Origin of the sequence: Paraburkholderia sp. LEh10, from assembly GCF_017814945.1 — a bacterium.
Lineage (GTDB): Bacteria > Pseudomonadota > Gammaproteobacteria > Burkholderiales > Burkholderiaceae > Paraburkholderia.
Genome location: NZ_JAGIPX010000058.1, coordinates 287 through 25,725 on the forward strand (window position 1 = coordinate 287; position 25,439 = coordinate 25,725).

The 25,439-nt window shown below is 65.3% G+C and carries 22 protein-coding genes; 10 read left to right on the forward strand and 12 right to left on the reverse strand.

What is annotated here, in order from left to right; translation table 11 throughout:
* Positions 1-56 precede the first annotated feature (56 nt).
* Positions 57-1,301, reverse strand: coding sequence for an MFS transporter (locus J8I87_RS33485; protein WP_245254354.1), 1,245 nt, complete (start codon positions 1,299-1,301; stop codon positions 57-59).
* A 452-nt stretch (positions 1,302-1,753) separates the two neighbouring features.
* Between J8I87_RS33485 and J8I87_RS33490 the strand changes: the two genes are divergently transcribed.
* From J8I87_RS33490 to J8I87_RS33500, 3 genes are all read left to right on the forward strand, one after another.
* Complete coding sequence (locus J8I87_RS33490) at positions 1,754-3,424, forward strand: methyl-accepting chemotaxis protein (protein ID WP_209936532.1); 1,671 nt, start codon at positions 1,754-1,756, stop codon at positions 3,422-3,424.
* A 177-nt stretch (positions 3,425-3,601) separates the two neighbouring features.
* Positions 3,602-4,669, forward strand: a complete 1,068-nt coding sequence (locus tag J8I87_RS33495; protein ID WP_209936533.1) for a type IV toxin-antitoxin system AbiEi family antitoxin — start codon at positions 3,602-3,604, stop codon at positions 4,667-4,669.
* A gap of 61 nt (positions 4,670-4,730) precedes the next feature.
* The gene (locus J8I87_RS33500; RefSeq protein ID WP_209936534.1) at positions 4,731-5,531 is read left to right on the forward strand and encodes a nucleotidyl transferase AbiEii/AbiGii toxin family protein; all 801 of its coding nucleotides are present in this window, start codon (positions 4,731-4,733) and stop codon (positions 5,529-5,531) included.
* Between the two features lie 13 nt (positions 5,532-5,544).
* Here J8I87_RS33500 and J8I87_RS33505 read toward each other — a convergent pair whose 3' ends face one another.
* The 4 genes from J8I87_RS33505 to J8I87_RS33520 are packed head-to-tail and all read right to left on the reverse strand — an operon-like array spanning position 5,545 to position 10,456.
* Complete coding sequence (locus J8I87_RS33505; RefSeq protein WP_209936536.1) at positions 5,545-6,408, reverse strand: HlyD family secretion protein; 864 nt, start codon at positions 6,406-6,408, stop codon at positions 5,545-5,547.
* A 13-nt stretch (positions 6,409-6,421) separates the two neighbouring features.
* On the reverse strand, positions 6,422-6,622 hold the full coding sequence (locus J8I87_RS33510) for a DUF1656 domain-containing protein (protein WP_209936537.1): 201 nt from the start codon (positions 6,620-6,622) through the stop codon (positions 6,422-6,424).
* A complete protein-coding gene (locus J8I87_RS33515; protein WP_209936538.1) occupies positions 6,612-8,840 on the reverse strand; it encodes an FUSC family protein in 2,229 nt (742 codons plus the stop codon). Before J8I87_RS33515 ends, J8I87_RS33510 begins: the two co-directional genes overlap by 11 nt.
* Before the next feature lie 14 nt (positions 8,841-8,854).
* Positions 8,855-10,456: an efflux transporter outer membrane subunit gene (locus tag J8I87_RS33520; RefSeq protein ID WP_209936540.1), complete on the reverse strand. Its 1,602-nt coding sequence runs from the start codon at positions 10,454-10,456 to the stop codon at positions 8,855-8,857.
* Between the two features lie 160 nt (positions 10,457-10,616).
* On the opposite strand from J8I87_RS33520, the gene J8I87_RS33525 reads away from it, so the two are divergent.
* Both J8I87_RS33525 and J8I87_RS33530 read left to right on the forward strand, forming a co-directional pair.
* Positions 10,617-11,555, forward strand: a complete 939-nt coding sequence (locus J8I87_RS33525; RefSeq protein WP_209936541.1) for a LysR family transcriptional regulator — start codon at positions 10,617-10,619, stop codon at positions 11,553-11,555.
* Positions 11,556-11,744: 189 nt separating this feature from the next.
* Positions 11,745-11,906 (forward strand): hypothetical protein, encoded by a 162-nt coding sequence (locus J8I87_RS33530; RefSeq protein WP_209936542.1) that lies wholly within the window; start codon positions 11,745-11,747, stop codon positions 11,904-11,906.
* 47 nt (positions 11,907-11,953) lie between these two features.
* On the opposite strand, the gene J8I87_RS33535 is transcribed toward J8I87_RS33530, so the two are convergent.
* From J8I87_RS33535 to wrbA, 4 genes are all read right to left on the reverse strand, one after another.
* Complete coding sequence (locus J8I87_RS33535; RefSeq protein WP_209936543.1) at positions 11,954-12,796, reverse strand: metallophosphoesterase; 843 nt, start codon at positions 12,794-12,796, stop codon at positions 11,954-11,956.
* A gap of 27 nt (positions 12,797-12,823) precedes the next feature.
* The gene (locus tag J8I87_RS33540) at positions 12,824-14,251 is read right to left on the reverse strand and encodes an FAD-binding oxidoreductase (protein ID WP_209936544.1); all 1,428 of its coding nucleotides are present in this window, start codon (positions 14,249-14,251) and stop codon (positions 12,824-12,826) included.
* A 130-nt stretch (positions 14,252-14,381) separates the two neighbouring features.
* Positions 14,382-14,825 (reverse strand): DUF2069 domain-containing protein, encoded by a 444-nt coding sequence (locus J8I87_RS33545; protein ID WP_409518859.1) that lies wholly within the window; start codon positions 14,823-14,825, stop codon positions 14,382-14,384.
* Complete coding sequence (gene wrbA, locus J8I87_RS33550) at positions 14,822-15,424, reverse strand: NAD(P)H:quinone oxidoreductase (RefSeq protein ID WP_209936545.1); 603 nt, start codon at positions 15,422-15,424, stop codon at positions 14,822-14,824. The genes J8I87_RS33545 and wrbA overlap by 4 nt, the downstream gene beginning before the upstream one ends.
* A 148-nt stretch (positions 15,425-15,572) precedes the next feature.
* Between wrbA and J8I87_RS33555 the strand changes: the two genes are divergently transcribed.
* Positions 15,573-16,934 (forward strand): YihY family inner membrane protein, encoded by a 1,362-nt coding sequence (locus J8I87_RS33555; RefSeq protein ID WP_245254355.1) that lies wholly within the window; start codon positions 15,573-15,575, stop codon positions 16,932-16,934.
* A gap of 59 nt (positions 16,935-16,993) precedes the next feature.
* Here J8I87_RS33555 and J8I87_RS33560 read toward each other — a convergent pair whose 3' ends face one another.
* The 3 genes from J8I87_RS33560 to J8I87_RS33570 all read right to left on the reverse strand — a co-directional run bounded on the left by J8I87_RS33560 (position 16,994) and on the right by J8I87_RS33570 (position 19,716).
* Positions 16,994-17,317: an Mpo1-like protein gene (locus J8I87_RS33560; RefSeq protein WP_209936547.1), complete on the reverse strand. Its 324-nt coding sequence runs from the start codon at positions 17,315-17,317 to the stop codon at positions 16,994-16,996.
* A 204-nt stretch (positions 17,318-17,521) separates the two neighbouring features.
* Positions 17,522-18,361: an alpha/beta fold hydrolase gene (locus J8I87_RS33565; protein WP_209936548.1), complete on the reverse strand. Its 840-nt coding sequence runs from the start codon at positions 18,359-18,361 to the stop codon at positions 17,522-17,524.
* Complete coding sequence (locus tag J8I87_RS33570; protein WP_209936574.1) at positions 18,358-19,716, reverse strand: O-acetylhomoserine aminocarboxypropyltransferase; 1,359 nt, start codon at positions 19,714-19,716, stop codon at positions 18,358-18,360. Before J8I87_RS33570 ends, J8I87_RS33565 begins: the two co-directional genes overlap by 4 nt.
* 353 nt (positions 19,717-20,069) lie before the next feature.
* Here J8I87_RS33570 and J8I87_RS33575 point away from each other — a divergent pair, with 353 nt between their 5' ends.
* The 4 genes from J8I87_RS33575 (at position 20,070) to J8I87_RS33590 (ending at position 25,411) form a co-directional block, all read left to right on the forward strand.
* Positions 20,070-20,537 carry a CBS domain-containing protein gene (locus tag J8I87_RS33575; protein WP_209936549.1) on the forward strand — a complete coding sequence of 156 codons (468 nt, stop codon included), beginning with the start codon at positions 20,070-20,072 and terminating at the stop codon, positions 20,535-20,537.
* Positions 20,538-20,689: 152 nt separating this feature from the next.
* Positions 20,690-22,627 (forward strand): MFS transporter, encoded by a 1,938-nt coding sequence (locus tag J8I87_RS33580; protein ID WP_209936550.1) that lies wholly within the window; start codon positions 20,690-20,692, stop codon positions 22,625-22,627.
* Positions 22,628-22,760: 133 nt separating this feature from the next.
* The gene (gene aroC / locus J8I87_RS33585) at positions 22,761-23,861 is read left to right on the forward strand and encodes a chorismate synthase (RefSeq protein ID WP_209936551.1); all 1,101 of its coding nucleotides are present in this window, start codon (positions 22,761-22,763) and stop codon (positions 23,859-23,861) included.
* 86 nt (positions 23,862-23,947) lie between these two features.
* The gene (locus J8I87_RS33590; protein ID WP_209936552.1) at positions 23,948-25,411 is read left to right on the forward strand and encodes a tetratricopeptide repeat protein; all 1,464 of its coding nucleotides are present in this window, start codon (positions 23,948-23,950) and stop codon (positions 25,409-25,411) included.
* Positions 25,412-25,439 lie beyond the last annotated feature (28 nt).

A 25,439-nucleotide genomic window follows, 5' to 3' on the forward strand; every position in this document is an offset into this window, starting at 1 on the left:
GGCAAAGCAAACCGCATCGCGAATGCCCCCGCACGGCAAAAAACCAACCCTCACGCCTAGGCGTGCTTCTCCACATCCGGCAGGAACACAGTCAAAACGCCCAGCAACGGCAGGAACGAACAGACCTTATACACATAAGCGATGCTGGTCGCGTCGGCAAGCTGCCCGAGCACGGCAGCGCCGATCCCACCAAGCCCAAACGCAAACCCGAAGAACAAACCGGCAACCATGCCGACCTTGCCCGGAATCAGTTCCTGCGCATAGACGAGAATCGCCGAGAACGCCGACGCCAGCACGATACCGATGATCACCGTCAACACGCCCGTCCAGAACAGATTCGCGTACGGCAGCAGCAGCGTGAACGGCGCGACGCCGAGAATCGATACCCAGATGACGTACTTGCGGCCGATCCGGTCGCCGACCGGCCCGCCGATCACCGTGCCCGCCGCGACGGCCGCGAGGAACACGAACAGATGCACCTGCGCAGCCTGAACGGGCAGATGGAACCTGTCGATCAGATAGAACGTGAAGTAGCTGTTGATGCTCGTCAGATAGAAATACTTCGAGAACACCAGCAGCACGAGGACGCCCATCGCGAACGCGACCTTGCCGCGCGGGAGCGTCGCGTGCGGAATATGGCCGGCGCGCGCCTTCTTCGTCGCGGGATGCTGCTTGTACCAGCGGCTGATATGCGTGAGCACCAGAATGCCGACGAGCGCCGCCGCCGAGAACCACGCAATGCTGCGCTGTCCGTGCGGAATCACGATTAGCGCGGCGAGCAGCGGCCCGAGCGACGAGCCGGCGTTGCCGCCCACCTGGAACAGCGACTGCGCAAGACCATGCTTGCCGCCCGACGCCATGCGCGCGACGCGCGACGACTCCGGATGGAACACCGATGATCCGCAGCCGACCAGCGCCGCGGCCACGAGCAGCACGCCGAAGTTCGGCGCGACCGACATCAGCAGCAGTCCCGACAGCGTGAAGCCCATGCCGACAGGCAGCGAGTAGGGCTTCGGATGCTTGTCGGTGTAGATGCCGACGAGCGGTTGCAGCAGCGACGCCGTGATCTGATACGTGAGCGTGATCAGCCCGATCTGCCCGAACGACAGCGAGAAGTTGGCCTTCAGCATCGGATAGATAGCAAGGATCAACGACTGGATCATGTCGTTCATCAGATGCGAGAAGCTGATCGCGCCGAGGATCGAATACACGGTCTTCGCCTGCGCCTTGGGGGCGATTGCGGCGGAAGCTGAAACGGTGGCGCCAGCCAAGGCGCCTCCCTTGTCGAGGCTGGTTTCCATGAGGTCGGTCAGGAGAAATTGATTCGGATGCCAGCACGGAGGATCGGGGTTACCCGTCGACGGTGGCGGATGTTTTTAGCGTTTGATGAAGTGTAGGGTGTCTCGCGCCAATTGTCCGGCCAAGTTTTGTCGCGAATCGGACACTGCGGTCGATCGGATTTGCCTGTTTTTTGTGCGGGCGTGCGCCCTAGGCACCGTTGCGGCGCGTCGCGCTCGAGACGTGATGGTGGCGGATCGGCGTGCCGGATCCAAAGCGAGGAAACCGGCCGGGCGAATTTTGGCCGTTGTATAAAGCGGACGCGGCGCGCAGCCCACGAGGCGGCGCGCCGAGGACCGGGAAATTGCCGGACGGACGGCCTCAAGAACGCCGCCGGCGATGCCGTCATCCCGGAGAGAAAAGCAGGAATGCCGGGACTGACCTTTCCGGTTGTTTGAGAGTGGGGACGAGAAATATGAAAGCAGTTTCGCTGGGTGGCCAGCCGGGCGCGGGCTTCGTACCGGATGGGAAAGCGGCGGGTGGGCCCGTGCGTTCGGGCAAGCGGGGCGCGCGCGGCAAGCAGCGCGGCTGGTCGGTGAAGACGACCTTGCGCTTTGCGTTTGCCGTGCTGCTGGTCGGCACGCTCGCAATCGGCGTGTTTTCGCTGGCGCAGATCAGCCGGCTCAATGGCCAGATGCGCTCGATCTATGAGCAGGGCCACGTCGCGAGCCGTGCTGCCGAGGAAGCGCGGGGCTATCTGTTGCGCGCAAGCCGCGCGCAGAAGATGCTGCTGACGGCGACGACCGCGAAGGAACGCGACGAACTCGGTGCGGATATCGACAAAGGGCTGACGGGTCTGTCGGCGGAACTCAACACGCTCCAGCAATACGCCGATTCCGCCGACGCCGCCGCGCAGCAGAAGAAGTTCGCCGCCGCGATCGGCTTGTGGAGCGGACATCTGCGCGATTTCGTGACGCTCGTGAAAGCGCAGCCGCTCGATTTGTCGCAGATGAACTGGCAGGTCGGCACCCAGGACGTGTCGCTGCTGGTCGAGACGGGCAAGCTCGAAAAGCTCGTCGATGAACTCGTCGCGCAGCGCGGCACGGCCGCGAAGGCGACGATCGATGCGTCCGCGTTCATCTACCAGTCGTCGTTCGTGATGATGGCCGTGATGACGGTCGCGCTGATCGTGCTCGCGTTTGTGATCAGCGAGTGGGTCGTGCGGCGGCTCGCGCGGCAGCTCGGCGGCGAGCCCGCGTACGCGAAGGAGATCGCGAGCCGCATCGCGGCGGGCGATCTGTCGAACGATATCGTGCTCGGCAAGCGCGACAGCGCGAGCATGTTGTCGGCGCTGCGCGACATGCAGGACGGTTTGTCGTCGACGGTCGCTCACATCGCGGCGAGCGCCGAGGCGATCGCGTCGGCGTCCGGGCAGATTTCGATGGGCAATCTCGACCTGTCGCAGCGCACCGAGCAGCAGGCGATGGCGCTCGAACGCACGGCGAGCAGCATGGAGGAGCTGACCTCGACGGTGCGCCAGAACGCGGACAACGCGAAGCAGGCGCGCACGCTCGCCGACAACGCGTCGTCGATTGCGGAGAAAGGCGGCGACGTGGTCGGGCGCGTCGTCGCGACGATGGGCGAGATCAACGACAGCGCGAAGAGCATCGGCGACATCATCGGCGTAATCGAAGGAATCGCGTTCCAGACGAACATCCTCGCGTTGAACGCGGCTGTCGAGGCGGCGCGCGCCGGCGAGGAAGGGCGCGGTTTCTCGGTGGTGGCGGGCGAGGTGCGCAATCTCGCGCAGCGCAGCGCGGCCGCCGCGAAGGAGATCAAGTCGCTGATCAGCGCATCGGTCGAGCGCGCGAGCAACGGCTCGCAGCTCGCGCAGGACGCCGGGCAGACGATGGACGAAGTCGTCAAGGCCGTGAAACGCGTGACGGACATCATGGGAGAGATCTCGGCGGCGTCCGCTGAGCAGAGCTCGGGGATCGAGGAGATCAATCTCGCTGTGTCGCAGATGGATGCGGGGACGCAGCAGAACGCCGCGCTCGTCGAGCAGGCGACGGCCGCCGCGCGGGCGCTGGACGATCAGGCGCAGGCGTTGAAGGCTGCCGTGGCGAAATTTTCCCTGCGGGCGTGACGTGGAACAGCCGTGTACGAAAAATCATTGCCGTATGATTTTTTCGTACGGCGGCGGAAGATAGTACGATAGGGTCCGGTTTCGTTTAATTTCAATAGGTTGCATGTCGCTTGTACGATTTCTTGACTCTGTACGATTTTTTCGTACACTACTCAGAAATCGTACAAAAGGTGCCGGATGACATCTCGACCCGACGGCGTGTCGATCACTGAGCAGCAGCTTTTGGCTGGAGCTTGTGCCGCGTTCCGGTCTTCGACGCGAATCTACAGGGCAAAGCCAGTTGTACCCTCCAGGTTCGGTCTTGAGGCCGATAGCGCCATCCAGTTCGACATCGACGGCAAGAAGCTGGTGATGCCCGTGCAGGTGGCATCTCGCGCCAGCCGTCCCGACATTCTTCTCGCGTCATCCCGTCTCAAGTCCGCTCGTGTCGATGGCCGTCCCGTCATGCTGGTCGCGTCCTATGTCGACCCCGAACTGGCTGCTCATCTGATCGATTCCGACATTCCGTTTCTCGATGCGGCGGGTAACGCGTTTATCCGCGCGCGGGAGGCCACGATCATGATCGTCGGGCGCCCACGACTGGTTTGGGCAATCGGCGCGCGGGCGACACGCTCGACGACCAGCAAGGGTCTGCAAGTCATGTTCGCGCTGGCCACGCAGCCGGGTCTTGCCAGTGAGCCCTACCGCAAGATCGCGGAGGTTTCCGGCGCAGCCTTGAGCACCGTCAATCAGGTCATCGACGATCTGCTGTCCCGCGGACTTCTTGCTACGCGTCGAACCGGTCAGCGGATATTCCCGGATTGGCGCAAGTATGTCGACGAATGGGTAAGTCTCTACCCGGCGCGGCTGCGGCCCAGGCTCGCAATGTCGAGATACACGAGCACGACGCCAGACTGGTGGCGCTCGTTCGATTTTCTGAAATTTGATGCGCGGCTGGCGGGTGAGGCCGCAGCGGATCTCGTTACCCAGGAACTCAAGGCGGCGCGTGTGACGATTTACGCGCAGCACAATCTGGGCGCAGACTTTCTGAAGGAAGCGCGCCTGCGCCCAGCTCCCGACGGCGACGTGGAGGTTCTCGCATCCTTTTGGCGTGAACCCGCCGAATACGGGTGGGACGCATCGGCGTCGCTTCCCGTCGTGCATCCCCTGCTTGTGTACGCTGATCTGATCGCTTCCGGAGACAGTCGAAACCTTTCAGTCGCGAAGGACATCTACGAGCGCTACCTCGAAAACCTCCATGCTTAGAGTCAGCGAAGAACGTCCGCTTCACGACGACACTTTGGGGCTGCTCATGCGAGTCTGCGACGTGGCGAAGCGCCTCGACACGCCGTTCGTTGTGGCGGGCGCAACGGCACGCGACTTGATTCTCTGGCATGTCTACGGCATTCAGGCCGGGCGTGCGACGCGAGACGTAGATGTCGCCGTGTGTGCCGTCAGTTGGGAATCGTACGAGGCGCTGATCGGGGAGCTGGTGAGCAATGAAGGTTTTCAGCGGGACGATCGCGCTGCGCACCGGCTATTGCTCGGGCGCGGCGATGCGAGCGGGACCATCCCGCTCGATCTGGTGCCTTTCGGGGACATCGAAGCACCGGAGGGTTCGATCGCCTGGCCGCCGGAAGGGGCGTGGATTCTTACCGTGTTGGGCTTCAGGGAGGCCGTCGATACCGCGGTTCAGGTCGAGGTCGAGGCCGACGTCGTCGTGCCCGTTGTCTCGCTTGCCGCGCTGACGCTGTTGAAACTGATTGCCTGGAAAGACCGCCGTCAGCAGGAAAACAAGGATGCTGCCGATCTGTTGCTCATCCTGCGCAATTATCTGTGGGCGGGCAACGGCGAGCGAATGTGGACCGACGCGGCCGACCTGATGGAAGCATACGGGTTTGACGACTCGACCGCGTCATGTGCGCTTCTTGGACGTGATGCACGGAACGTGGCATTGCCGGCTACGCGCGAAAAGTTGCTCTCGCTGCTCGGAAGCGACCGCACTTACCAGATGCTGCTGCGCGACCTGTTGGCGCGCGCAGCAGCCGTTCCGTTTGACGACGGTTACGCCGACAAACTTGAGGCCGATCTCGAGGCGTTCCGCGACGGCTTCATGGCCGAGCCCTGAAGGTATCCCGAGTTCACGACGACGGCGTCACCACCACCGTACAGGTCGTCCCCGCCGACAGCAGCACGCCGTCCGGCACCGAATCGATCTTCACCCGCACAGGCACGCGCTGCGCGAGCCGCACCCAGTTGAAAGTCGGATTCACATCGGCGAGCAGCTCGCGGCTTTGCGGATTGTCGCGATCGTAGATGCCGCGCGAGATGCTCTCGACGTGACCCTTCAGCGTGCCGCCGCTCATCAGCCGGATATCGGCCTTATCGCCGACCTTCACGTGCGGCAGCTTCGTTTCTTCGAAATACCCATACACCCAGAACGAGTGGCTATCGACGATCGCAAGCTTCGCGGAGCCCGCGATCGCGTAGTCGCCGCCATACACGTTCAGGTTCGTCACATAGCCGTCGACGGGCGACACGACCCGTGTGCGTTCGAGATTGAGCTTCGCCGCATCGAGCGCGGCCAGCGCCTGCTGATACTGCGCCTCGGCGGCGGAAGCCGTATGCGTGGCGTTCTCGCGGTTTTCCTTCGACACCACGAGGTTGTCGAGGTCCGCGCGGCGTGCCGCGTCGTCGCGCCGCATCTGCAATTCGGCCTTGCGCGCGGCGACGGCGGCCTGCGCCTGCTCGACGGCAATCTGATAGTGCGACGGATCGATCTGCATCAGCAGTTCGCCCTTGTGGACGAACTGGTTGTCGCGCACGGGCAGCTCGACCACGGCGCCCGACACGTCCGGCGCGATGTTCACGACCTCGGCGCGCACCCGGCCGTCGCGGGTCCAGGGCTCGTCCATGTAGTGCACCCACAGCGCGCGCCCTATCAGGATCGCGACGACGAACACGATGGCCGTCGCGATAAATCCAATGATGTTTCTGATTGTCATGATTCGACTCTGATCAACGATAAACGGCGAGACCCAATACGCCGCACACACACACGAGCAGACTCGCGCGGAACAGGGACGGGTGCCATACGACGCGGTACAGGCCCGTCCAGGCAATCGCGCGATCCAGCACCCACGTGATCGCGGCGCCCGCAACGAACAGCAACACGATGGCGGGCACGTAGGCGTCGAGGACGGCAATCTCACGTGGCATGGCGAACTCCTTGTGGCGCGTCGCCGCGCGTGCCGCCTTCGGCGCCGGGCTGCCCCAGCGGCGATTGCGGATCGAGCAGCGCGCTGCGGATGAAATGCAGATGACTCAAAATGCGTTGCAACTGATGACGCTCATCGCGCGGCGGCGTGAAGGCCGCGAGCGTCTGCTGGACGGCGCCGATCGCACCGGCCGTTGCCGCCAGCGCTTCGTCGAGGCGCCCGGCGCGCGGGCGGGCGAACAGCCGGCTCACGGCATCGCAGGTCGCGCGCAGGCTCACTCGCCACGGCATCGACGGCGCATGGCGCGCGTCGTGCGGCAGCGTCGCGACTTCGCTGCGCAGGTCGATCACGGCATTGCCGATCTCCAGCACCGCGAACATCCAGCGCATCGTGTCGCGCTTCACGTCGGGCTCGTTCGCGGCGAGCGCGTTGATCTGGTACATCAGGTCGCGCGCGCCGCTCTCGAAGCGCGTGCGCAGACGCCACAGACGTCCGACGCGCCCACGGCACGCGAGCACCACCTGGGCGCGCAGGTCGCCGAGCAGCCGGTTGCGCAGCCACGGCGTCGACGGCGGCAGCAACACGGCGAAGGCGATCGACACTACCAGCATCGACAGCACGAGCGCGAGCGCGTCGTTGATGAAGGTCGTCGGGTCGTAGTGAATCACGTTGTCCGGGCCCGCGAGAAAGCAGAAGAAGATGCAATAGCCGACGCCGTAGCCCGCCAGCTTCGGGCGCGTCGTCATCCAGACGCCGAGCGCGAGGAACGGCGTGAGCGCCGCGCAGAGCAGCGCAAAGCCGTCGATGTGCGGGTAGATGCCGAACGTCAGGAGCATCGCGAGCAGCGACGACAGCATCGTGCCGCCCGCCATCTGGAACGCGGTGCGCGTCGGATTCGGCGACGACGACGCCAGCGCGCAGACAGCCGCCGCGGTCAGCGTCAACGTCGTGCCGCTCGGCCATGCGGTGGCGAGCCAGAACGCGCCGAGGATCGACATCACGATCGCCGCGCGCAGGCCCGCGACGCCTGCCGCGATGCCGTTCGTCTTCGGCGCGTAGCGCTCGACCCAGCGCTCCCGCTCGTGGGTCGCGACGGCGAGCGATGCGTAGGTCGCCGCGTACGCGTGGAGATCATCGACGAAGCAGTACAGCAGTTCGGCGCCTGTATCGAAGTCGAGCAGCGGCACGTTCGCCGCGCTTTCGAGCGACGCGCGCGTCGTGCGCACGCGCTTTGGCAGTTCCGCCTTGAAGGCTTCGAGCTGCGCGGCGGCGTGCGACGCGTCGGCGGCCGTCAGCACCGGCTCGCCCGCCTTGCTCAGCAACGGCGAGATTTCGCGGAAGTAGGGTTCGAGCGCATCGACGGCGGCCGTCGCGCCCGCCGTGCCCGACGCGCGCAGGCGATTCATCAGCTGATGCAGCGCGTGAAAGCGCGTCGACACCGTCATGAATTCGCTGTTCAGCCGCGACAGGCGGCCGTTGCGCATCCGTGCATCGGGACTCTCGAACACGGCGACGCTGCGCACCGCCTCGAAGCCGACGATATCGGCGACGAACTTCGCGTTGGTGTCCTCGATGCGCGCGCGATCGGCGTTGCCCGATAACGCCGCGCACACGTAATCGACGAACGACGAGAAGCGCGCGCGCACCGTGCTGCGCATTTGCTCGCCCGCGTGCTGCGGCAGCACGAGCGCGCTCACCACGCCCGCGCAGACAATGCCGACCACGACTTCCGCGACGCGCGTGAGCGCCGACAGGAATGCGCCGTCCGGATGCTGCGAAGCCGGAATGCCGATCAGCGCCGCCGTGTAGCCCGCGAGCACGAAGCCGTATGAGCGGAAGTTGCGGTTGCGCGCCGCGCCCGCCGTGCAGATGCCGACCCAGATCGCCGTCGCGATGATGAAGAGTTCCGGCTGCTGCGCGAACAGACCCGTCAGCGCCAGCATCACCACGAGACCGATCAGCGTCCCGCAGATCCGGTAGAAGCTCTTTGCGAACACCATGCCGCTTTGCGGCTGCATCACGATGAAGACGGTCGTCATCGCGGTGCGCGGCTGCGGCAGGTCGAGTCTCATCGCAATGCCGAGCGCGAGAAAGCATGCGGCCAGCGCCTTGAAAAGATAGATCCATGCGCGGCCGTCGGCGCGCGCCCAATCGAGGAACGCGCCGTAGAGCGCGCCCGGCGTCTGCGTCGGGCGGGAGGCGGAAGGCTTGGCGGACATCGGCGGCTTCCCTGTCACTGCACGGCCGGCGCGCCGTTTGCAGCGGCGCCGGCGGCCCCGGCATCGGCCGTCGAGGCGGCCAGCTTGCTGCCGGCTGCGCCCGTCTTCGTGACATTACCGTTGACGCTGCCCTTGCCGTGCGCGGGCAGCACGTCCTTTTCCGACGGACCATCGGCGGGGTCGGTCAGCCCGCCGCCGAGCGCCGTCACGAGCTGCGCATGCGCGGACAACTGCTCGGCCTGCACCTTCGCGACGCCTTCCTGCGCGCGCAGCAACTGCGTCTGCGCGATCAGCACGTTCACGTAGTCGGTGAGGCCGCGGCGATAACCCTCGCGCGCGAGCTGATAGCTCTTGCTCGCCGTCGCGACGGAACGCTGTGCGTCCTTCAGCTGCGTGTCGAGCGAATGCATCCGCACGACCTCGTCGGCGATTTCCTTCAGCGCGTCGACGATGGTCTGGTTGTACTGGTCGACGGCCACGTCGTAGCCCGCCGATGCCGCGCCCAGCTGCGAGCGCAGACGTCCGCCCGTGAAGATGGGGAGCGACAGCGCGGGGCCCGCCGACCAGCCGCCCGCCTGCGACTTCAGGAAGCCGAAGAGCGGTCCCATCGCCGCATAGCCGCCGACGGACGCGAGCAGATCGATGTTCGGATAGAAGTCGGCCTTCGCGACGTCGATGCCGCGCGCCTGCGCGGCGACCGTCCAGCGCGCGGCCACGATGTCCGGGCGATGGCCGATCAGCTCGGCGGGCAGCTTCGACGGCAGGCCGGCGAAGGCCGACAGCGACAACTGCGGACGCGTGATCGCGTCGCCGGCGCCCGGCCCTTTGCCGGCGAGCGCGGCGAGCTGGTTGCGCCCGAGTGCGATCGATTCCTCGATTGCGTCGATCTGTCGTTCGTATTCCGGCAACGGCGCTTCCGCCTGCGCGACTTCGAGCTGCGTGCCGATGCCGCCTTTCAGCCGCCGGTTTGCGAGCGCCGCGACCTGCTCCTGCTGCTCGAGCGTCGATTTCGCGATATCGAGCAGCGCGTAGTTCAGCGACATCCCGATATAGGCGCGCACGATGTTCGACTCGAGTTCGAGCTGCGCCGCGCGATAGTCGGCGGAGCGGGCGTGGGCGACGTCGAGCGCCGCTTCGGCCGCGTTTCTGTCCTTGCCCCACAGGTCGAGGTGATAGGACAGGCCGAGCTCAGCCGTGTTGTTCCACGTCTGCTGTCCCGCGAGCGGCCCCGGGCCGTAAAAAACATTGTCCGGCCATTGCTTGCGCTGGATCTGCATGCTGCCGTTGACCTGCGGCAGGAGCGCCGACTTCGCGACGCCCGCCATCGACTGCGCCTCGCGCACGCGGGCCTGCGCGGCGGCGAGCGACGGACTGTCGGCCCGAGCCTGCTCGATCCAGGCGTTCAGCTGCGGATCGTTATAGGCGCGCCACCAGTCGGCGGCGGGCCATTGAGCGTCGGTATCGGCCGCGCGGATCGCGGCGCCGACGTCAAGCGTGGCGGGATCGGTGCCAGTCGATTCGGGAGCGATGTGCCCGGTACTTGCACAGCCGGCGATTATCAACGAGATCGTAAGAACCGACAGCGCGGCGATCCCTTTCTTTACCGGAAACTGCACGATTTGCTCCCTGAATGGCTATAGAACCTTGTCCGTCATTATATTTTTCGATTATTAGCGGAATAACCGGCAAGGGTGTAACGGATACTTACGGAGAATGAGATAATCGTCTTTCCAAATCGTGCAACAATCCTTCCGGTCAGAAGGATGGGTGTCATATATGGATACGCTTCAGAACATGCGCGTATTTGTCCGCGTCGTCGAAGCGGGCAGTTTCACGGGTGCCGCGCAGCACCTCAATACGACGACGGCATACGCATCGCGTGCCGTCTCCGATCTGGAAGCGCATCTGCGCACGCGTCTGCTGAATCGCACGACGCGCCGCATCGCGCTCACGGAGGCGGGCGAGCGCTATCTGCAACGGTGCGAGCAGATTCTCGCCTATGTCGACCAGGCGGAGGCCGAAGCGAGCGACGCGCATGCTCGCCCCTCCGGCAAGCTGAAAGTGCACGGCATGACGAGCTTCGGCCAGCACTGCATCGTGCCCGCCGTGGGACGCTATCAGCAGCGCTATCCCGACGTCCATGTCGAACTGACGCTCGCGCAGCGCATGCCCGATCTGCTCGACGAAGGCTACGACGTCGCGGTCGTGCTCGCGCAAAGCCTGCCGGATTCGGGTCTGGTGTCGCAACGCCTCGGCAGCACGTTCAGCATTGCCGTCGCGTCGCCGGACTATCTGGAGCGCAACGGCGTGCCGCAGGCGCTGTCCGATCTGCGCGGCCATACCTGCCTGCAGATGATCACGCCCGTCATGCCCGCCGACGAATGGACCTTCGATGGCCCGAACGGCCAGGAGACGCTGCATCTGGGCGCATCGACGTTCCAGGTGAACGTGGCGGAAGCGATGGCCGTGGCCGTGCGCGAAGGGATGGGCGTCGCGGTGATGCCGATCTATTCGGCGATTGCGGGCCTGCGCAGCGGCGGGCTCGTGTGGATTCTGCCCGAGTACATCTCGCAGGAGATGAACGTGTACGCGCTATACCCGTCGCGGCAATATCTGGACGCGAAGATTCGCACCTGGGTCGAGTTTTTGCGCGACGTGCTGCCCGCGACGCTTGCCGCCGATCAGGCCGAACTGCGCCAATTCGCGCGTACTTGACACGACGCATTGAAAATACGCGAGGCAGGCGCAATATGCTTCGGACAGCCTTTTGACGGACTGTTACATCGTTGCGCCGCACCGCAACACTTCCTTACTTCCTCACGGCACCGCGTTTGCTAACGTGTAGTCAAGGGCCGCAGCCGACGATGTCCGGCGCGTTTGCACATCTGAATCGAAGAGGGAAACATGGACACGCAACTGTTGATGATCGGCGTCGCCATCATGTTCGGATTGATTGGAATTGCGGCGTCGCGCGATCTGCTGCGCCGCTTGCGGCCGCAGCAACGGCTCGTGCCCGTGCGCATCGAGCGGCGTGCGCGTCGCCCGCGTGACATCAGCGGATTTTGATCGTCCCGGTACTGATCGTCTCTAAAAGGGCGCGTAGTGGGCGCGCCTCAGATCTCTACGACCTTATCCCACGCAAACGCTTCGTTCTCGAGCCGTCGCGTGCGGCGGTCGATGTAGCCGCGCGGATTGCAGACCACGCGCGTACTGTTCTCCACGTAATCGAATGCCGTGTGCGTGTGCCCGTGCACCCACAGCGCGACAGGCGCGTGCACGAGCGTCGGCAGGTGATTGACGAAACCCGCTGACACGAGATCTTCCGCATAACGCTCCGCGAGGCTGCGCCGATGCGGCGCGTGATGCGTGACGACGATCGTTTTGCCCGCGAAAGGCTGCTTCAGCTCAGCTTCGAGCCACGCGCGCGCATGCTGGTGAAGCGCGATCGTATCGGCGGGCGTCAGATTGCGCGGCGTGTTGTCGGGCAGCGCGCTCACGCCGTCCTGATCGCGTTCGTCGTTGCCCGCGGTCCACGTCACCTGGATCAATCCGCGATAGTCGAGCATCACGCGTTCGGCCGCTGCGATCGACGCGGCGCGCGAATCGTCGTCCGCGCCATACAGTTCGAAGTCGGTCCACAGCGTCGTGCCGAGTACGCGCCAGCCGCCCTGCGGGTCGGCAAGCGTCGCGTTGTTGAGAAAGTGCACGTTGTCGACGCTGGCGGCGGCGTCGCGCATCGCCGCTTCGAGCGCGCCGAACTCGCCGTCGTAGTACTCGTGATTGCCCGGCACATAGATGACGGGCACTGCGCCGTCGAATGTTTCAGCCGCCCAGCGCAAGCCCTCGGCGTGGTTGTGGATGTCGCCCGCCAGTACGACGAGATCGGCGTGCGCATGTGGAATCAGTTCGGGCGCGTCGCATTCGAGATGCAGATCGGACAGCACGCGGATTTTCATGGACGTCTCTCGTGAATGCCGTTGCTGTTAGCGTAGCACCTTGCCGGGGTTCATCAGATTCAGCGGGTCGAATGCGGCTTTCAACGTCTTCATCAGACGTACTTCGACATCCTGCTTGTAATGCGCGGCCTCGTCGATTTTTAACTGACCGAGTCCGTGTTCCGCGCTGATGCTGCCGCGATGCCGATGCACGCTGTCGTAGACGATCTGATTCATCGTGCTCTGATATTCGGCGAGAAACTGTCTCGCATCGACGCCTTCCGGCGCCTGCACGTTGTAATGCAGATTGCCGTCGCCGAGATGGCCGAACGTCACCATGCGCGCGCCAGGCGCGGCCTGCGCAATCGCGGCATCCGTTTCCTCGATGAAATGGCCGATGCGCGAGATCGGCACCGCGATATCGTGCTTGATGTTGAGCCCTTCCTCGGCCTGCGCGAGTGGAATGTGCTCGCGCAAATTCCAGAAGGCCGCCGACTGCGCGAGATTTTCCGCGACCACGGCGTCCTCGACGAGACCGGCCTCGAGCGCGGTTTCCATCAGACGCTCGAAGAGGGCGCGTGCGTGCTCTTCGCTTTCGCTGTCCGACAGTTCGAGCAGCACGATCTGAGCATGCGCTTGCGCGAACGGGTAGCGCATTTGCGCAAAGTGCTTGCCCACGAGCCGCAGGCAGAAATCCGACATCAGCTCGAAGCCGGTCAGAAGCGGCCCGGCGTGACGTTGCGCGAGCGACAGAAAATCCAGCGCGGCATGCGGCGACGGCAGCGCGGCGAGGGCGGTCACGCGAGCGGTCGGCTGGGGATGCAGCTTCATTACGGCAGCCGTGATGATGCCGAGCGTGCCTTCCGCGCCGATAAAGAGATCGCGCAGATCGTAGCCCGTATTGTCCTTGCGTAGTCCGCGCAGCCCGTCCCACAGCTCGCCCTGCGGCGTCACCACCTCCAGCCCGAGACATAGCTCGCGCGCGTTGCCGTAGCGCAGCACGCCCGTGCCCCCGGCGTTCGTCGACAGATTGCCGCCTATCGTGCAGCTGCCTTGCGCCGCGAGACTCAGCGCGAACAGGCGGCCCGCCGCTTCGGCGCGCGACTGCACATCGGCAAGCACGACGCCCGCTTCGACGGTGATCGTGTTGTTGTGCGGATCGACGTCGCGCACGCGGTTCAGGCGCTTGAGGCTCAGCACTGCTTGCGCGCCGCTCGCATCGGGTGTCGCGCCGCCGACGAGGCCGGTGTTGCCGCCTTGCGGCACGATCGCGACGCGGTGCTGGTTCGCGAGCTTCACGAGCGCGGCGACTTCGTCAGCCGTCGAGGGACACAGCACCGCGCACGCGCTGCCCGTATAGCGGCGGCGCCAGTCGGTCAGATACGGCGCGGTGTCGTGTGAATCGGTGAGAACATGCGCGGCGCCGATGGCGTCGATGCACGCGGCGATGAAGGTCGATGGAGCAGCGGAATTCATGGTTGGTCGGTCAGGACGGGTGAAGCGTATCGGGCTTGGGCGTGGTCGGTAGATGCGAGCGTCGTCTCATGCGGCTCAGGTTGATCGACGTGCGTTGGGGCCGGGCCGGGGCCGCGCGCCGCAGGACGGTTTATGCGGGGCCGCGCCCGGTTCCGTTTGCTGTGTCGTGGTCGCGCGCAGCGCGCGCGCGGCGTTTCGCGGCGCGCTTGAACGGTGCGACATACGCGAGCGCACAGCCGAAGAACGCGACGGCGCAGAACGCTTCGCACCAGCCGAGCGTCGCGCTCGGGCCGCGATCGGACATGCCGCGCACGATGCCTTCCATCAGGTACAGCAAGCTCAGCATCGACGCCCATTGCAACGTGTAGAGCCGCTTGCGCACTACGCCCGGCAGCGCGAGCAGCAACGGCACGGTCTTGAGCACCAGCAGGGAGCCGCCCGCGCGCAACGGCGCGAGCCACCATTCCCATGCGGCGCACAGCGCGATCAACGCGATCAGCGCAAGCGCCGCGCCCGATGCGGCAACGCGATTGCCCTCGACGAGTGTTCCGGCTGCGCCGCGCGGCATGCTCATGGACGTTCGCTCATCGATGCCGCCGTGCGCGCGATGCGCGCGCCAAGCGCGATGGCGAGCGTCTTCTCGTCGGCGGAGATGCCGTGGCCCGCCGAGTCCGCGCGCGCGAAATGCGAAGCGCCATAGGGCGTGCCGCCCGTCTGCGTCGTCGTGAGCGTGCTTTCGGTGTACGGAATGCCGACGATCAGCATGCCGTGATGCAAAAGCGGCAGCATCATCGACAGCAGCGTCGTTTCCTGGCCGCCGTGCAGGCTGCCCGTCGACGTGAACACGCAGGCGGGCTTGCCCGCGAGCGCGCCCGAAAGCCACTGCGGCGTCGTGCCGTCGAGGAAGTATTTGAGCGGCGCGGCCATGTTGCCGAAGCGGGTCGGCGAGCCGAGCGCGAGCCCCGCGCATTCTTCGAGATCGCGCAGCTCCGCGTAGGGCGGCCCTTCGTCGGGAATGTCGGGCTGCGTGGCTTCGCAGACCGTCGAGACGGGTGGCACCGTGCGCACGCGCGCCTGCATGCCGGGAACGCCGTCGACGCCGTGCGCGATCGCCAGCGCGAGTTCGCGCGTGGCGCCGTGCCGGCTGTAGTAAAGCACGAGGATGTCTTTCATAGGCCGTTTGCAGTGAACGGGTATTATAGGGGTGGGTTCGCCGGCGGTGCCGTGAGTATGTCTGTGGGGGTCTTGCTTGCGGACCGCTTTCGGGTTGTTCGCCTGTGGCGATCCTGGACGGCCCGGCGGGTGTTTCGGCTCACAGGCCATGTTCACGCTGGCGCGTGCATTGATGTCGGAGGAGGTCGGTTTGTTGTCCAGGTTGGGTCTCGATCTCGACACGCTCAAGCGTCTCGCGGAGTTCGCCGCGAAGCGCAGCGGCGAGGATCGCATTCCGCAGGTGGCGGGCAGTCTCACGTTCACGACGATGCTGTCGCTGGTGCCGCTTGCGACCGTCGCGTTCGCGCTTTTCACCGCGTTCCCGATCTTCGCGCAGTTTCAGGTGTCGCTGCAGCAGTTCCTCGCCGACCACCTGATGCCCGACCAGTTCAACAACCAGATCTTCAAATACCTGAACCAGTTCGCCTCAAAGGCGAAGGGGCTGACGACGGTCGGCATGATCGTGCTGTTCGTCACGTCCGTGATGACGATGATGACGGTCGAGTCGGCGTTCAACGTGATCTGGCGCGTGCGCAAGGCGCGACCTTTCGCGCAGCGCGTGCTCGTCTACTGGTCGATCCTGACGCTCGGGCCTATTCTGATCGGCGTGAGCCTGTCGATCTCGTCGTATCTGTTCACGCAGTCGATGAGTTTCTCCGCCGCGCAGCGCATCACGCCGCTGATCGAATGGGCGCTGGCGGGCGCGGCTCTGCCGTTGACGGTGCTTGCGTTCACGCTGCTGTACGTGTTCGTGCCGAACTGCCGCGTGGAGTGGCGCGACGCGATCGTCGGCGGCGTGACGGCCGCGATCGCGTTCGAGCTCGCCAAGCGCGGCTTCGGCTTCTACATCCGGCGCATTCCCACGTACACGGCCGTGTACGGCGCCTTCGCCGTCGTGCCGCTCTTTCTGCTGTGGATGTACCTGAGCTGGTTCATCACGCTGGCAGGCGCGATGATCGCGTCGGCGCTGCCCGCGATACGCACCGGGCAATTCCATCGCCCCGACTTTCCAGGCAGCGATCTGCTCGACTCGCTCGAACTGCTGGCGCGCCTTGTCGAAGCGCGCGAAGCGGGCACGCACGGCTATACCGTGCCGGAGCTCGCACGTGCATTGCGCCGCGACATGGACACGACCGTGCGCCTGTTGCAGCAGCTCGAAGCGATCGACTGGATCGTGCAGCTCGATGAAAACGGCCAGCGCCCGCGCTTCCTGCTGGTTGCGAACCCGAATCAGATCACCGTCGAGCGACTGTACAACCTGTTCGTGATCGACCGCGACGAACTCGCTTATCAACTGAAGCTCGATTCGACGCACGTCGATAGCGCGACGCTGCTTGCCGCACTCGATAACGACGGGCTCAGGGTGAGCCTCGCGGCGTTGCTGGCGGCCCGCGCGGCCTCGCGCGGCGCAGCGCGGCAGGATCAGACAGGCGTGGGCGGAGCGGCCGCGATGCCTCAGCAGGCCGCGTGACAGCGGACGGGGCGCGCGCGTTCTCGGTTGTGCATGCCCCGTTCGGCTTCGTGGCGGCGCTAAAGCGAAATGCGCCCCGTGCAGATGTCCTTGAACATCACCCAGTCGCCCATCAGGCTATAGACCGGGTGCCTGAACGTTGCCGGCCTGTTCTTCTCGAAGAAGAAGTGGCCGACCCACGCCAACCCATACCCGCACACGACGGCTGCCGGCAGCCATAGCCAGTCGCCCGTCGCGAGCGCCATTGCGACGCAGCCGATCACACCCAGCGAGCCGATGAAATGCAGACGCCGCGACATCGTATTGCGATGCTCGGTCAGATAGTACGGATAGAACTCCGCAAAGTTGGCGAAGTGCTCGTCGTGCGTTGTCTGATGGCCCATGATCGCCTCCATTGCCCGCCTGTGCTGCCTCTCGCGATATCGCGACACCAGAACTGCGCAGGCATGGATTCATTGTGCTGCGATCGCCAGACGCCTGCAACCTGGCCATTCGGCATATGGTGCGCGCTTTCGGGGGCGGTTAATCTGGCGATTCGGGTGGCGGTTCGGATGGCGGTTCGGGTGACGGTCGGGTGGCGATTCGGATTACGACTCGGGGCGTTTCGAAGCGCGTGTCGTCGCGAAGGCAAACAGCGCATCGAGCGTCGCGTCGGGCTGCTCCGACATCAGCGCGTGGCCGGCGTCGAGCTCGACCGTATCGACTGGCACGTTCGCTTCGCGCAGCGCGTCGGCGAGCGCCCTGGTCGCGCGCGGCGGTGTCATCGCGTCGCGCTTGCCTACGATCAGGCGCACGGGGCATGCCACTTGCGCAGCGCGGACAAGGCCATCCGCGTATCCGTTGCAGGCGGCGAAGTCGGTGTGAAAAAGCTGAGGTTCGCCCGTTGCCGAGACGCGTTCCATCAACCGCTGGTTCATGCCGAGGAGCCAGAAGCCGGGGGCGGGGCAGGACGGCTTGGCGGCAATGGTCGAATGCGACCACTGGTTGACCATCGCGATCGCTTCGGGCTCGCGCTCGCGGGCCGCGTCGAGCAGCACATCGGAGACAGCCATCGGCACGGCTGTCGCGACGAGCGCGAGATGCGTCGCGCGTGACGGATAGCGGGCCGCGAAATCGAGCGCGACGAGCGAGCCCATGCTGTGCCCGGCGACGAACGCGCGCGCCACGCCCAGCGCGTCGAGCAGTGCGGCGAGCCAGTCGGCGATCGCGCCGATACTCGCGAGCGCGGGGCCGGCGCTGCGGTGGTGGCCGGGCAGATCGACGGCCAGCACGCCGAAACCGTGGTGCGCGAAATAGCGCGTCTGCAGCGCCCAGACGCTGTGATCGTGCTGGGCGCCGTGGATGAAGACGGCGGTGGGCAGGGCGGCGTCGAATGGCTTGCCGCCCGTGTAGGCATAGGCCCGTTTGCCGTTGACGTCGACGATCATGCGGACTCCTTGCGCGCGCTATCGGTGGGCGTGGCAGGGGGCGTCGTGGATGGTTTGGCCGCGCCGCCCGCGGACTTCTGCGCGGCCTTCAGCGCGCGCTTGAGGTCGTCGATCAGATCGTCGGGATCTTCAAGGCCGATCGACAGACGTATCGTGCCTTCCGCGATGCCCGCCGCTGCAAGCGCGGCGGCGTCCATGCGGAAATGCGTTGTCGATGCGGGGTGAATGACGAGCGAGCGTGCGTCGCCGACATTTGCCAGATGCGAGAACAGCGACAGCGCCTCGATGAACGCGCGGCCGGCGGCGCGGTCGCCGCGCAGGTCGAAGCTGAACACGGCGCCCGCGCCGCGCGGTAGCAGGCGCTGGGCGAGTGCGTGATCCGGGTGCGTCGGCAGCTCCGGATAGGCGACGGATGCGACGGCGGGGTGCGCGGCAAGGAATTCGACGATCTTGCGCGTATTTGAGACGTGCCGCTCCATGCGCAGGGGCAGCGTTTCGATGCCCTGAAGCAGTTGCCACGCGGCTTGCGGATGCAGGCACGCGCCGAAGTCGCGCAGCCCTTCGCGGCGGGCCCGCAGCAGGAACGGCGCGACAGTGCTTTCCTCGGCGAACACCATGCCGTGAAAGCCCTCGTACGGCTCGGTGAATTCCGGGAAGCGCCCGGAGGCCTCGAAGTCGAACGTGCCGCCGTCGACCAGCACGCCGCCGATCGTCGTGCCGTGGCCGCCCAGAAACTTGGTCGCCGAGTGGTAGACGAAGTCGGCACCATGGTCGAAGGGCTTGAGCAGATATGGCGTCGTGAATGTCGAATCGACGAGCAGCGGCACGCGATGCTCGTGCGCGATCTGCGCGATCGTCGCGATATCGAGCACGTCGAGGCCCGGGTTGCCGAGTGTCTCGCCGAACAGCAGCTTCGTGTTCGGGCGCAGCGCGGCGCGCCATGCGTCGATGTCGCCGGGCTTCACGAAGGTCGTTTCGATGCCGAAGCGGCGCAGCGTGTAGTTGAGCAGGTTGTGCGAGCCGCCGTACAGCGCGCCCGACGCGACGATATGCGAGCCTGCGCCCATCAACGTCGCGATCGCGAGGTGCAGCGCGGCCTGGCCGCTTGCTGTGCCGATCGCGCCGGCGCCGTTTTCGAGCGCGGCGACGCGCTCCTCGAACACGGCGACGGTCGGGTTCGAGATGCGCGAGTAGACGTGGCCCGCGCGCTCCATGTTGAAAAGCGCGGCGGCATGGTCGGAATCACGGAACGAGAACGACGTGGTCTGATAGATGGGCGTGGCGCGCGCGCCCGTTGCGGGATCGGGCGCGGCGCCCGCATGCAGCGCAAGCGTGTCGAAACGGTTGGCGGACATCATGGACGGCCAGGCGTCGGGAGCCCGGCGAAGGTGAGAGTGGGGGCCATCGTATCATCGCGGCGCGCGCGGACCACTCCGTTTTCGCCCGTAGGCAGCCGTGCGTCAAAGCCGCGCAAGAGGGGCTTGCCGCGTGCGGCAGCCGGCCGCCGGAAGGCCTGGACGCGCCGTCTGTCGGGCGTTCGGCGGCGCGCTGACGGGGGCGGGTGTCCGCTTCCTTTTTGTAGGCCTTTCCGCTAGGATCGAAAGTCAGTCATGCCTTTTTGCATTGCAGAAGGCTTCGTCAGCAACCATGTTGGGTGGGACCAGGGCAATGCGTCAAAGCGCCAACTCTGGCCGACAGGAGACAAATCATGCGAGTCAGCGACATTCTCAAGGTCAAGGGCAACACCCTTTTCACCGTCACGCCCGATACGCCGCTCAATGAAGCCGTCAACACGATGGCGGAGCACGACATCGGCTCGCTCGTCGTCATGGAGTACGGCGATCTCGTCGGCATGCTGACGTTCCGCGAGATCATTCTCGTGCTGAGCCGCACCGGCGGCAGCGTAGGCGGCAATACGATCCGCAAGGTCATGGACGATCACCCGCTCACGTGCACGCCCGAAACGGATGTCAACGAAGTGCGCCGCATGATGCTCGAACATCACGTGCGCTACCTGCCCGTCATGGAAAGCCGCAAGCTGATGGGCGTGATTTCTTTCTACGACGTCGCGAAGGCTGTCGTCGAAGAGCAGGGCTTCGAGAACCGGATGCTGAAGGCCTATATCCGCGACTGGCCGGCGGAAGACGAGCCGCAGCAGGAGCAGCCCTCGCGTTGAGCAGGCCCGATGCCGGCGCTGCCGATACGCCGCTCCCGCATGACTGAATCCTCGTCGAAGCGCGCGCGACCAGCGTGCGCTTTTTTTGTGTCCGCGATTCCCGTAGAGCGTCTGCGGATTCGAGCGTAGTCTCCCCATCCATCGACCCTCCCATGAGCGACCGTCCGTTGTCCACCGCCCAACGCACAAGGCGCGCCGCGCGCGAACATGGTTCGCAATTCGGCCTGTTGCGCGAACGACGCTTCGCCCCTTTCTTCTGGACGCAGTTCCTCGGTGCGATGAACGACAACGTGTTCAAGATCGGCTTCACGTCGCTCGTCACGTATCAGGCCGCGCGTTTCTCAGGCGTCAACGCGGACACGGCTGCCTTTCTTATTTCAGCGATCTTCATTCTGCCGTTCGTGTTGTTCTCAGCGACTTCCGGTCAGATCGCCGACAAGTACGACAAGGCCATGCTGACGCGCTTCGTGAAGACCTTCGAGATCGGCGTGATGCTGGTCGGGGGCGCGGGATTCTGGCTGCATGACGCCGTGCTGCTGTATCTGTGCACGTTCCTGATGGGTGTCCATTCGACGGTGTTCGGCCCCGTCAAGTACGCGTATCTGCCGCAGCACCTGGACAAGACGGAGCTGGTGGGCGGCAACGGCATGGTCGAGATGGGCACGTTCGTCGCGATTCTGCTCGGCACGATCGCGGGCGGTGCGGCGGCGGGCGCGCAGACGCATGGTGCGGCAATCCTCGCGTTCGGCTGCGTCGCGATCGCGCTGATCGGGCGCGTGGCGTCGGGGTTCGTGCCGCGATCGACGCCATCTCAGCCTGATTTGCGCATCAACTGGAATCCGGTCAGTGAGACCTGGCGCAATCTGAAACTCGCGCGCGAAAACCGGACGGTGTTCCTAAGCCTGCTTGGCATTTCCTGGTTGTGGTTTGTCGGCGCGACGTTCCTATCCTCGTTCTTCCGTTTTGCGAAGGACGTGTTGTCCGCCAACCCGGACGTCGTGACGGTGCTGCTCGCGACATTCTCGATCGGCATCGGCACGGGCTCTCTGCTGTGCGAGCGGCTGTCGAAAAAGCGCATCGAGATCGGCCTCGTGCCGCTCGGCTCGATTGGCATCAGCGCATTCGGAATCGATCTGTTCTTTGCAAGCCACGCGTTGCCGGGCGCCGGGCATCTGCTGACGGTCGGCGAGTTCATGACGCTGCCCGCGCACTGGCGCGTGCTCGCCGACCTGTTCCTGCTCGCGATGTTCGGCGGCTTCTACAGCGTGCCCCTTTACGCGCTGATCCAGAGCCGCAGCCAGCCCAGCCATCGCGCGCGGATCATCGCCGCGAACAATATCCTCAACTCGCTGTTCATGATCGTGTCGGCGCTGATGGCCGTCGCGCTGACGTCGGCGGGCGTCGGCATTCCGGGGCTTTTCCTCGTCACGGCGCTCCTCAACGTGGTCGTCGCCGTCTACATCTATTCGCTCGTGCCCGAGTTTCTGCTGCGCTTCGTCGCGTGGCTGCTCGTGCACACGTTCTACCGGATCCGCCTCGTTCACGCAGAGCGCATCCCCGAAGAGGGCGCGGCCGTGCTGGTGTGCAATCACGTGAGCTATGTCGATGCCATCGTCATCATGGCCGAAAGCCCTCGTCCGATCCGCTTCGTGATGGATCACCGTATTTTTCGCATGCCGTTTGCCGGCTGGCTGTTCAGACATGCGAAGGCGATTCCGATTGCGCCCGCGCACGAAGACGCGATTCTGCTCAAACGTGCTTACGATGCCTGCGCAAGGGCGCTTGAAGAGGGCGATCTCGTCTGCATTTTTCCCGAAGGCAAGCTGACGAAAACAGGAGACATGAATCCGTTCCGGCATGGCGTGACGGAGATCGTGCGCCGCGCACCCGTGCCTGTCGTGCCGATGGCGCTGCGCGGCCTGTGGGGCAGCTTCTGGTCCCGCAGCATCGACGCGCGCTTTCCGCGGCCGATCCAGAAGGGCGTGATGAGCCGCCTGACGCTCGCTGTGGGCGTGCCGCTCGAGCCTGAACAAGCGTCGCCGGCGCGCCTGCAACAGCTCGTGATGGAACTGCGCGGCGCGAGGAAGTGAGGCTGGTGTCACGGCGGGCAACGTGCGCGTTTGTGTTTTTGTCCTATGACTTCCGCGCGAACCTGTCCGCGCCACGTCGAACCGGCTGGGCTGGCATAATAACGCTCTCCCCGCATTTCTTTGGACGACGCCCATGTCCGGCAATACCCTCGGTACGCTCTTCACCGTCACGACCTTCGGCGAATCGCATGGCCCAGCCATCGGCTGTGTGATAGACGGCTGCCCGCCGGGCATGTCGCTCGTCGAAGCCGACATTCAGCTCGAACTCGATCGCCGCCGGCCCGGCACGTCGCGCCATGTGACGCAGCGCCAGGAGGAAGACAAGGTCGAGGTCCTGTCGGGCGTCTTCGAGGGCAAAACGACGGGCGCGCCAATCGCGCTGCTGATCCGCAATACGGACCAGCGCAGCAAGGACTACGGCAACATCGCGGAAACGTTCCGCCCGGGGCACGCCGACTATACCTATTGGCAGAAGTACGGCATCCGCGACTATCGCGGCGGCGGCCGTTCGTCCGCGCGACTGACGGCGCCGACCGTCGCGGCGGGTGCCGTCGCGAAGAAATGGCTGCGCGAAAAGTTCGGCACTGAGATTCGCGGCTATTTGGGGGCGCTCGGCGAAATCGATGTGCCGTTCGTCGACTGGCAGCATGTGCGCGAAAACCCGTTCTTCGTGCCGAACGCGGACATCGTGCCGCAACTCGAGGCGTACATGGATGCGCTGCGCAAGGACGGCGATTCGATCGGCGCGCGTATCAACGTCGTGGCGTCGGGCGTGCCCGTTGGCCTCGGCGAGCCGCTGTTCGACCGGCTCGATGCCGATATCGCGCACGCAATGATGGGCATCAACGCGGTGAAGGGCGTCGAGATCGGCGCGGGCTTCGAGAGCGTGCGGCAGCGCGGTTCGGTGCATGGCGACGAGCTGACGCCGGAAGGTTTCGTCGGCAATCATGCGGGTGGAGTGCTCGGCGGCATTTCGACGGGGCAGGACGTCACGGTGTCGATTGCGATCAAGCCGACGTCGAGTATTCGCACGCCGCGTCGCTCGATCGACAAGGACGGGCAACCTGCTGTCGTCGAAACGTTCGGCCGCCATGATCCTTGCGTCGGCATCCGTGCGACGCCGATCGCCGAGGCGATGCTCGCGCTCGTGCTGATCGACCACGCACTGCGGCACCGCGCGCAGTGCGGCGACGTCGGCGTCGATACGCCGAAGATCGCCGCGAGCGCGCCCTGACGCGGGCCATACGTCGGACGGCACTCGACCGGCGAAAACGCTGACGCCGCGTTGGCGGAGCGCCGCTTTTTGACAGTGGGGTCAACATGAACAACATCGATCCCGCGGGCGCCGACGCGCTGGGGCAATTACGCGCGCGCACCGCGAGGCCCTGCGCCGTCGCGGCCGACTGGCTCGCGCTCGGCAATGCGTTGCTGGCCTCGGCGAACGGCGACAAGGCGCGTTTGCGGGAAGCAATCGATGCGCTCGTTCGCGCGTGGCGGCTCGATGCCAACTGCGAACCCGGGTTGCTTCACAACATCGCGCAGACGGCGTTCGTCCTGCGCGACTGGGTGCTCGTCGATTCGGCGACGGCGCTATTGCTGGCGCGCGATGCGAGCGACGCGAACGCGCTCGTCTGGCGGGCAGCGTCTGCCCAGCAGCGGGACGATTTCACGCAAGCTCAGCGTCTGCTGCACGAAGCGGCGCGCGCGGCGCCGGGCAATCACATCGTTCTGCACAAGCTCGCGCTATGCATCAAGGAGCAAGGCCGGTTCGCCGAAGCGGAAGCGCTGCTGCGCCGCGTGCTCGAACTCACGCCGAATAATGCGCACGCGCTATTCGATCTGTCGGAACTGGAAGTGCGCTCGGGGCGATACGCGCAAGGCTGGCTCGACTACGAAGCGCGCATCGCGTTCGCGGACGACGCGAACGCCGCCAAGGCCGCGCTTGCTTCACTCAGTCCCAACTGGCGCGGCGAATCGCTGGCGGGCAAGACGCTCGTCGTTTATGGCGAGCAGGGCAATGGCGACTGTTTGTGGGCCGTGCGTTTCCTGCCGCTGCTCGCGGAACGTGCGCAACGCGAAGGCGGCCGCGTGATCTTCGGCTATGCGGGGCCGATGCAGCATCTGTTCGAACGCATGCTGCCTGCCGCCATCAGCATCGAAACGCGCCTCGACACGAAACCGGACTATCACTGCGGGCTGATGAGCTTGCCGCTGCGCCTCGGCATCAACGATCCGTCGATGTGGGGGCGTCCGTATCTGGCCGCCGATCCCGCACGGGCGGACGTATGGCGTGAACGCGTCGCCCTTGCGGCGCAGGCGGGGAACAAGAAGATCGGCATCGTGTGGAACGGCAATCCCGATCACATTCGCGACGCGCGTCGTTCGGTTCCCGCGGATCAGCTCATGACAATCCTGAATGTGCCCGGCGTGACGTTCTTCGCGATTTCGCCGGGGCGCGAGGAGGCCGTCGGGCAATGGCGAGGACAGGGCGTCGATATCGTCGATCCGACGACGCAGTTCGAAGCGGGCTTCGACGATGTGGCCGCGCTGCTCGTCAATCTCGACGCGCTCGTGACGATCGACAGCGGTCCCGCGCATCTGGCGGGTGCGCTCGGCGTGCCGACGTGGCTGATGATAGATCACGTGTCCGCCTGGTTCTGGGGCGAGGAAACGGAGGGTACGCCGTGGTATCAGACGGTCGAACTGTTCCGGCAACCGTCCGTCGGCGCGTGGCAGCCTGTGCTCGAAAGGGTGCGGGCGCGGCTGGAGGCGTTCGCGGCATGACGCAGGTGCGATTGCCCACACATGGACG